This is a genomic window from Pseudomonas sp. TSRC2-2, from assembly GCF_049897785.1.
Lineage (GTDB): Bacteria > Pseudomonadota > Gammaproteobacteria > Pseudomonadales > Pseudomonadaceae > Aquipseudomonas.
Genome location: NZ_JAFCWZ010000018.1, coordinates 75825 through 85344, shown reverse-complemented (window position 1 = coordinate 85344; position 9520 = coordinate 75825). Strand labels below are relative to the sequence as shown.

The following is a 9520-nucleotide window of genomic DNA, read 5'->3' as shown; positions in this document are numbered from 1 at the left end:
GATGCATCGCCGATGGTAGTGTGGGGTTTCCCCATGTGAGAGTAGGTCATCGTCAAGATTAAATTCCGAAACCCCAATTGCGTAAGCAGTTGGGGTTTTGTTTTGCCTGCGAGAAAGTTCTTACAGCCTTTGCAGACGTCATCCGGCTGCCACAACCGGCCGACAATGCTAAGGTTCTGCCTCGGCTTTTGTGTTTTTCCAAGGAATCCATATGTCGGACGCCCAGTCCCTCAACGCTGCATTCATGGTGGTTCAGAGCAACAGTCTCGATGAACTGCGCAGCCTTGTGGTCAGCATCATGCGCCGCTACCCACTGGCACCCCTGGAAAACGAAATCGCTCTGGTGCAAAGCAACGGCATCGCTCAGTGGCTCAAGCTGGCACTGGCCGAGGATCCTGAAGAAGATGATCTCGGTGGATGCGGTATAGCTGCGGCAATTGATGTGCAATTGCCCGGCAGTTTTATGTGGCAGCTCTATCGCATGGTGCTGGGACGAGAAGAGATTCCGGCGAAATCACTGCTCGATAAAGCCCCGCTGACCTGGCGCCTGATGCGCCTCTTGCCACAGGTAATCGATCGCCCACATTTCGAACCGCTGCAACGCTTTCTCACCCACGACAGCGATCTGCGCAAGCGCTATCAATTGGCAGAGCGTCTGGCCGATTTGTTTGACCAGTATCAGGTGTATCGGGCCGACTGGCTGGAAGATTGGGCGGAAGGCCGGCATCAACTGCGCAATGTCAGAGGTGAAATCAAGCCGCTGCCGCCGACCAGTTGCTGGCAGGCAGAGTTGTGGCGAGCACTGCTGGATGATGTCGGCGAACAAGGTATGGCGCAGAGTCGTGCTGGGGTACATCAACGCTTCATGGAGCGCATCAACATACTCGACAAGGCACCGACGGCGCTGCCGCCGCGCGTGATCGTCTTTGGTATTTCTTCGTTGCCTGCGCAGGTTCTTGAAGCACTCGCCGGTTTGGCGCGCTTCAGCCAGGTACTGCTTTGCGTACACAATCCTTGCCGCCATCACTGGGCCGATATCGTCGCCGACAAGGACCTGCTGCGGCATCAATACAAGCGGCAACAGCGCAAAAGTGGAATGCCCGTCGTGCTTGATGCCGAGACCCTGCATCAGCACGCACATCCGTTGCTGGCCGCTTGGGGCAAACAAGGTCGCGACTATATCAACCTGCTCGACAGCTACGACGACCCCAACAGCTACCGTGCAGCTTTTCGCGACGGACGCATCGACCTGTTCAGCGAAGCCCAGCCCCACAACATGCTTAATCAGCTGCAGGATGACATTCTCGAGTTACGTCCACTCAACGAGACACGCGAACTCTGGCCAGCGGTCGATGCGACGCAGGACCATTCAATACGCTTTCACATCGCCCATAGCGCTCAGCGCGAAGTCGAAATCCTGCACGATCAACTTTTGGCGCGTTTCAGCGCCGACCCACAACTGCGCCCCCGCGACGTAATTGTCATGGTTCCTGAAATCGACAGCTATGCGCCGCATATCCGTGCGGTGTTCGGTCAGCTTGATCGCCATGATTCGCGCTTCATTCCGTTCACTTTGGCAGACCAGGGCCAGCGTGGACGCGATCCTTTATTGATCGCGGTCGAGCACCTGCTCAAGTTACCCGACAGCCGTTTCCCGGTCAGTGAGATCCTTGACCTGCTCGATGTCCCGGCCCTGCGTGCTCGCTTTGGCGTAGAGGAACGCGACCTGCCAACTCTGCATCGCTGGATCGAAGGCGCCGGTGTGCGCTGGGGCATGAGTGCCGAGCAGCGGGCCGGTCTCGGTTTGCCTGAAGAGCTGGAGCAGAACAGCTGGCATTTCGGCCTGCGCCGAATGTTGTTGGGCTACGCCGTCGGCAGCGCTGAGGGATGTGCAGGCATCGAGCCTTACGATGAAATTGGTGGGCTTGATGCTGCCCTGATCGGGCCACTGGTTGCACTGCTGGATGCCTTGGCAATCGCTCATCAGCAACTCACGCAACCGGCTCAACCGAGAGAGTGGGGGCTGCGCTTGCAGGCGCTGATGCAGGTATTTTTCCAGGCCCGCAACGAGCACGACGACTACCTGCTGACCCAACTGGAAGAACTTCGCGAAACCTGGCTCGACACCTGCGAGGCGGTCGGTTTGATTGACGAGTTGCCACTGACTGTCGTTCGCGAAGCATGGCTCGCCGGGCTGGATCAGGGGCGTTTGTCGCAACGATTCCTCGCCGGTGCGGTGAATTTCTGCACCTTGATGCCGATGCGCGCCATTCCTTTCAAACTGGTTTGTCTGCTGGGCATGAACGACGGTGATTATCCCCGCGCGCAGCCACCGCTGGACTTCGACCTGATGGGCAGCGATTACCGCCCGGGCGACCGCTCGCGGCGGGAAGATGACCGCTATCTGTTGCTTGAAGCGCTGTTGTCCGCACGCACTCAGCTCTATATCAGTTGGGTCGGTCGCAGCATCCGCGACAACAGCGAACGACCTGCCTCAGTGCTGATCGGCCAGTTGCGCGATCACCTCGCCAGCGGCTGGCGTTCAGTCGATGCGAGCCAGGATCTGCTAGAGGCGCTGACCGAAGAACACCCTTTGCAGCCTTTCAGCGTCCGCTATTTCCACGAAGGCGAGCAACTGTTCAGCTATGCCAGCGAATGGCAAGTGTTGCATCAAGAGGAAGCGCAGCAAAGCGAGGCGCAGTTACTTGAGCCGTATGTTCAAGAGGATCCGCTGACGCTGGCGTTGCTCCAGGATTTTATGCGTAACCCGGTTCGACATTTTTTCACTCAACGACTCAAGGTCTATTTCGAGGCCGCACAAGCGCCGTTAGCCGATGAAGAACCATTCGTGCTGGACGCGTTGCAGCGCTACACGCTGAGCGACAGTTTGCTGGAAGCCGCACTCAGCCAGCCGCACGATGTCGATCAAGCGCTGCAAGCCCGAGCGCTGCGTCTGCAAAACAGCGGTTTGTTGCCGATGGCCGGTTTTGGCGAGTGTCTGCAACGCGAGTTGATCGAACCGCTGCCGGATCTTCTGCAGCGGTATCAACAGTTGCTGACGTTATGGCCGACGCCATTGAACAGTGCGATCCCGGTCAGTTTCGACTTGCGGGGTATGCGTCTGGAAGGCTGGCTCTCGAGCCTGCACCAACGAGCCGATGGCGGCCTGCTGTCAGTCACGGCCATTCCAAACAGCATCGGCTCGATCAAAACACGCAAGTGGCATCGGCTGACCAAACCTTGGGTCACCCATCTGGTCGCCTGCGCCAGCGAACATGCGTTAACCACGGCATTGGTGGCGAGTGACGACACTTTGTTGCTGGAGCCAATGGAGCGCGACCGAGCGCTGCATTTGCTCGGTGACCTGCTTCTCGCCTGGCAATCCGGCATGCGCCAGCCCTTGCCGATTGCGATAAAAACCGCATTCGCCTGGCTGTCGCAATCTGATCCGGTCAAAGCCGAAGCCGCTGCCCGAAAAGCCTACGAAGGTGACGGTCAGACCAGCGACGGCGAGCGTCGTGAAAGCCCGGCGCTGCTCCGGCAATATCCCGACTTCGGAGCCCTGTCAGCAGACGAAACCTTCACCGGTTGGTGCGATGCGCTGTACCGCCCGTTATTCGAAGCGCCCTGGCGTTCCTTGTCCAGCGAAGGCGCACGCCCATGAGTACGAAGACACCGTTGGCTCTGGCATTCCCGTTGCGCGGCAGTCAGTTGATCGAAGCAAGCGCCGGCACCGGCAAAACCTTTACGATCTCGGCGCTTTATCTGCGGCTGATTCTCGGCCATGGCGGCGAGACAAGCGGTTTCGGACGCGAGTTGCTGCCGCCGCAAATCCTTGTAGTCACGTTTACTGACGCTGCCACCAAGGAGTTGCGTGAACGTATTCGGACACGCTTGGCCGAGGCCGCGCGTTTTTTTCGTGACGAGATTCCCGCGCCTGACGGACTGGTTGCCGAACTGCGCGATCAGTTCAACCCGCCGCAATGGCCGGGCTGTGCCAACCGCCTCGATATCGCCGCGCAATGGATGGACGAAGCCGCTGTCTCGACCATCCATAGTTGGTGTCAGCGCATGCTGCGCGAGCATGCGTTCGACAGTGGCAGCCTGTTCACGCAGTCGCTGGAAACCGATCACAGCGATTTGCTCGGCGAGGTGCTGCGCGATTACTGGCGGCTGTTCTGCTACCCGATGCAGGGCGATGCGCTGAATTGGGTGCGCAGCAACTGGGGTGGCCCTGCGGCGTTGTTGCCTCGCGTACGCGGCTTGTTTGCCTCCGAGCGTGACACCGATGAAGGCAAGGGCCCGGCGGAGCTGATCGCCGAATGTATGCTGGAGCGCCGAGCTGCGTTGGTCGAGCTGAAAATGCCTTGGCGTGACTGGGCAGACGAACTGCTTGTCCTGTGCCATGAGGGCGTCGCCAGCAAAGCCGTCGATGGCCGCAAGATGCAGCCGCGATATTTCGAGCCCTGGTTCGAGAAACTCAAGGCCTGGGCCGAAGACGAGTCCCTAGAGCAGTTGGACATTGGCACCGGCTTCACCCGACTGACACCCGACGGCATGGCCGAGGCCTGGAAGGGCCAGGCCCCCAGTCATCCGGGGCTGGACGCCATGGCCGGACTCAAATCGAGCCTCGACGCTTTGCCGACGCCCGACGCTGCGGTTCTGCAACACGCTGCCAAGTGGGTGGGCGCGCGTTTTGAGGAAGAGAAGCGCCGTCGCGCGGAAATGGGTTTTGACGACATGCTGCTGCGCCTGGATGCCGCGCTGCAATCGGAGGGCGGCGAGCGCCTGGCGACGCTGATCCGCGAGCAGTTTCCGGTGGCGCTGATTGACGAATTCCAGGACACCGATCCGGTGCAATACCGCATCTTCGAGAGTATCTATCGCATCGAAGAGAACCACCCTGATACCGGCCTGTTCCTTATCGGCGATCCCAAACAGGCGATCTACGCCTTTCGCGGGGCCGACATTTACACCTACTTGCGCGCACGCCAGGCCACAACCGGCCGCTTGCATACGCTCGGCACCAACTTCCGCTCCAGCCACGGCATGGTCAAAGCGGTCAATCACGTATTCGAACGCGCCGAGTCCCGAGAGCAGGGGCGCGGCGCGTTTTTGTTTCGCGATAAAACCGGCGATAACCCTGTGCCGTTTCAACCGGTGGAGTCTCAAGGACGCAAGGAAACGCTGCGGATTGCCGGGCATGACATCGCGGCGCTGAACGTCTGGCTATTGCCCAGCGAGCAGCCGCTGTCCGGCGCAGTCTACCGCCAGCAAATGGCTGCAGCCTGCGCCAGTGAAATCACCAGGTTGCTCAATGGCGGGCAAACCGGCTGCGCTGATTTCGTCCAGGCAGCCGACTTCAGAGGTTTGCGTCCTTCTGACATCGCGATCCTCGTCCGCGACGGTAAAGAGGCCCAGGCCGTACGCTCCGAACTTGCCGCCAGAGGCGTGCGCAGCGTTTATCTGTCGGACAAGGATTCGGTCTTCGCCGCGCAAGAGGCGCATGACCTGCTGGCCTGGTTGAAAGCTTGCGCCGAGCCCGATGTCGAGCGTTCGCTCAAGGCCGCGCTGGCCTGCACCACACTGAACCTGCCGCTGATCGAGCTGGAACGCTTGAACCAGAACGAAATGGTCTGGGAAGCCCGGGTCATGCAATTTCGCGGCTATCGCGAGCTCTGGCGCAAACAGGGCGTGTTGCCGATGTTGCGACGCCTGCTGCACGATTTCCACTTACCGCAAACTCTGATGCAGCGCAGTGATGGCGAGCGCGTGCTGACCAATCTTTTGCACCTTTCGGAACTGATGCAGCAAGCCGCCGCTGAACTGGACGGTGAGCAAGCGTTGATCCGTCATCTGGCCGAGCTGCTGGCAGTCTCCGGTCAGGCGGGCGAAGAGCAGATCCTGCGTCTGGAAAGTGACGAGCAACTGGTCAAGGTGGTGACCATCCACAAATCCAAGGGCCTTGAATATCCGCTGGTATTTTTGCCATTCATCTGCTCGGCGAAACCTGTGGATGGCAGCCGTTTGCCGCTGCATTACCACGACGCTTCAGGCAAGGCGCAGATCAGCCTCAAACCGACCGTCGAGTTGATAGCCCAGGCAGATGATGAGCGTCTGGCCGAAGACTTGCGTCTTCTGTATGTCGCATTGACCCGGGCGCAACATGCCTGCTGGTTGGGCGTCACTGACCTCAAACGCGGCAATAACAACAGCTCCGTGCTGCACCTTTCTGCGCTGGGTTACTTGCTGGGCGGCGGTGCCGGTCTGCGCGAATCCAGTGAATTGACCCAATGGCTGCAAGAGCTGCAGCAAGACTGCCCGGCCATCGGCATCGGCGAAATGCCTCAGCCCACTGACGAGCATTATCAGCCGCCGCGCACGCAAACAGTCCTGCGAGCCACGCTACGGCCCAAGCGCAAAGCCAGTGAAAACTGGTGGATCGCTTCCTATAGCGCTTTGCGCATCAGCGACGTATTGACTGTCGGCAGCGATGAAGCACCGGACAGTCCGCAGGCGCAAAAGCTTTTTGACGACGAGCGCCTCGACCCCGATGCACCCCGAGAAATCGTCAGCGGTGGCGCCGATATTCACCGGTTTCCTCGCGGACCGAATCCTGGCACTTTTTTGCATGGTTTGCTCGAATGGGCGGGCGCTGAAGGTTTTGCGGTTACCCGAGAGGCGCTGGAAGATGCGATTGCCCGGCGCTGCAATCTGCGCGGCTGGCAAGGCTGGATCACCACGCTGACTGACTGGCTGCAGCATTTGCTCAAGTCGCCATTGCCGGTCACTGGAGGGCAACCGTCAGTGGTTCTTGAGCAGTTGAGGCAACACCGTGTCGAGATGGAGTTCTGGTTCGCCAGCCATAAAGTCGACGTGCTCAAACTCGACGAACAGGTGCGCCAGCACACCCACAATGGCGTTGCCCGCGTTGCGGCGGAGCCGGTGCAGCTCAACGGCATGTTCAAGGGATTTATCGACCTGACCTTCGAGCACGCCGGCCGTTATTACGTCGCCGATTACAAATCCAATTGGCTCGGCATGGATGAGCAGGCCTACACCGAACAGGCCATGGAGCAGTCGATTCTCGACAACCGTTATGACCTGCAATACGTGCTGTATCTGTTGGCGTTGCACCGCCAGCTCAAGGCTCGCTTGGCGGATTACGATTACGACCGCCACGTCGGCGGGGCGCTGTATTTGTTTTTGCGCGGTACACGTGCAGAGAGTCGCGGCGTGTACTTCGTGCGTCCGCCAAGGGAGTTGATCGAACGCCTCGACCGAATGTTCCAGGGCAAACCCGAGCCCAGGTCCGAACCCGCCTGGGAACAGGGAGTCCTGCTATGAGCCGCACCTTCGCCGATCTGCTGCCGACACCACTGGAAGCTGACAGTCTGTCGAAACTCTCGCCACTGACCCGCGCCGATGATTTGCTGTTGCTGCTGAGTCGTTGGGTCGAGCGCGGCTGGCTGCGCGCGCTGGACCGAGCCTTTGTCGCTTTCCTGCATGAGCTTGAGCCCGAGACCGATCCGCTGGTGCTGCTCGCGGCGGCGCTGACCAGCCACCAGCTCGGCCATGGTCATGTGTGTCTGGATCTGTTCGAAACCCTCAAGGCGCCGGATTTTGCATTGTCATTGCCGCCCGAAGGCGATGTGCAGGGCGGTGTGTTGCTGCTGCCTTCACAACTGCTCGAAACGCTCGATGGAGCCCATTGGTGCAAGGTGCTGGCAAGTAGCTCGCTGGTCGCGCTGGCCGCTGATGCGAGTGAAACGGCGCAGACACGTCCATTGGTGCTGTCCTCGAAACGCCTGTACTTGCGCCGCTACTGGACCTACGAACGCCGCATCGATGCAGCGTTGCGCCAACGCTTGTTGCAACAAGAGCCGACGCCGGATGATCTGCCGCAGCGTCTGGATGAGTTGTTCGGCGGCGCGGAATCCGCAGTTGTCATCGATTGGCAGAAACTCGCCTGTGCTCTCGCTACGCGCAGCGCCTTCAGCATCATCACCGGCGGCCCGGGCACCGGGAAAACCACAACGGTGGTGCGCCTGCTCGCACTGCTGCAGGCACCGGCCGTCGAGGCTGGCCAGCCGTTGCGTATTCGTCTGGCCGCACCGACCGGCAAGGCCGCCGCGCGCCTGACCGAGTCGATCAGTCAGCAAGTGCAATCGCTGCAAGTCGCCGAAGCGGTGCGCGTGGCGATCCCCAGCGATGTGACCACCGTGCACCGATTGCTCGGCAGCCGACCGGGCACCCGGCATTTCCGTCACCATGCCGGCAACCGCCTGCCGCTGGATGTGCTGGTGGTCGATGAAGCGTCGATGATCGATCTGGAAATGATGGCGAACTTGCTCGACGCCATGCCGGCGCATGCACGGCTGGTGCTGCTGGGCGACAAGGATCAGTTGGCGTCGGTCGAGGCCGGGGCGGTGCTGGGCGATCTTTGCCGTGACGCCGAGGGCGGTTGGTACAGCCCGCAAACGCGGCAATGGCTGGAGTCAGTCAGTGGCGAGTCGTTGCTGGACAGCGGTTTGCATGAAGACCACGATGGCGCCCATCCGCTGGCGCAACAGGTCGTGATGCTGCGTCACTCGCGCCGCTTCGGCGAGGGCAGCGGCATCGGTCAGCTTGCGCGTCGGGTCAACCAGCAACTGGCCGAGCAGGCGCGACAGCTGCTCATCGCCGGCGGCTACGACGACGTGTATTCACTGCCGCTCAAAGGTGAGCACGATCACAAGCTCGAACGGCTGTTATTAGACGGTCACGGTAACGGCCCGCAAGGTTATCGCCATTATCTGAGCGTGCTGCGCGATCAACGCCCGCCATCGACGCGGACACTGGAGCATGCGGACTGGACCGATTGGGCGCGTGAAGTTTTACAGGCGTTCGACACGTTCCAGTTGTTGTGCGCCGTGCGCAAGGGCCCGTGGGGTGTAGAAGGCCTGAACCAGCGCATCACTGCGGCGTTGCTCAAGGCGCGTCTGATCGAAAGCGATCAGCAGTGGTATGAAGGTCGCCCGGTGCTGATGACCCGCAACGACTATGGTTTGGGCCTGATGAACGGCGACATCGGCATTGCCCTGAAACTGCCCGAGAGTGAAAGCGCAGAGATTGGCAAAACTGTTCTGCGCGTGGCATTTCCTCGCAACGACGGTCAGGGCGGCGTGCGTTTCGTGTTGCCGAGTCGGCTCAATGACGTCGAAACCGTATACGCCATGACAGTGCACAAGTCCCAGGGTTCGGAGTTCGCCCATACGGCGCTGATCCTGCCGGATGCGCTGAACCCCGTGCTGACGAAAGAGCTGATCTACACCGGAATCACTCGCGCGCGGCACTGGTTTACCTTGATCGAGCCGCGTGCCGGCGTGTTTGAGGAAGCGGTGCAGCGCAAGGTCAAGCGTCTGAGCGGGCTGATGCTGGAACTGGAAGAGGGCGCCCAGCCTCAGGGATGAAGCGCTGGATGATCGGCAACGATTACTGATCAGTCGGTCAGGCGGGCGCCTCGCTGGCGTTTCGGCGC

Annotated in this window: 3 protein-coding genes; all 3 read left to right on the top strand. The window is 60.4% G+C overall.

Going from position 1 to position 9520, the window contains the following annotated elements; translation table 11 throughout:
• Positions 1-211 precede the first annotated feature (211 nt).
• Genes recC through recD form a run of 3 tightly spaced genes read left to right on the top strand, consistent with a single transcriptional unit; the run spans position 212 to position 9452 of the window.
• Positions 212-3664, top strand: a complete 3453-nt coding sequence (gene recC, locus ACP7D9_RS28665) for an exodeoxyribonuclease V subunit gamma (protein WP_426160329.1) — start codon at positions 212-214, stop codon at positions 3662-3664.
• On the top strand, positions 3661-7347 hold the full coding sequence (gene recB, locus ACP7D9_RS28660; RefSeq protein WP_426160328.1) for an exodeoxyribonuclease V subunit beta: 3687 nt from the start codon (positions 3661-3663) through the stop codon (positions 7345-7347). Before recC ends, recB begins: the two co-directional genes overlap by 4 nt.
• Positions 7344-9452, top strand: coding sequence for an exodeoxyribonuclease V subunit alpha (gene recD / locus ACP7D9_RS28655; protein WP_426160327.1), 2109 nt, complete (start codon positions 7344-7346; stop codon positions 9450-9452). The genes recB and recD overlap by 4 nt, the downstream gene beginning before the upstream one ends.
• The last annotated feature ends 68 nt before the right edge of the window (positions 9453-9520 follow it).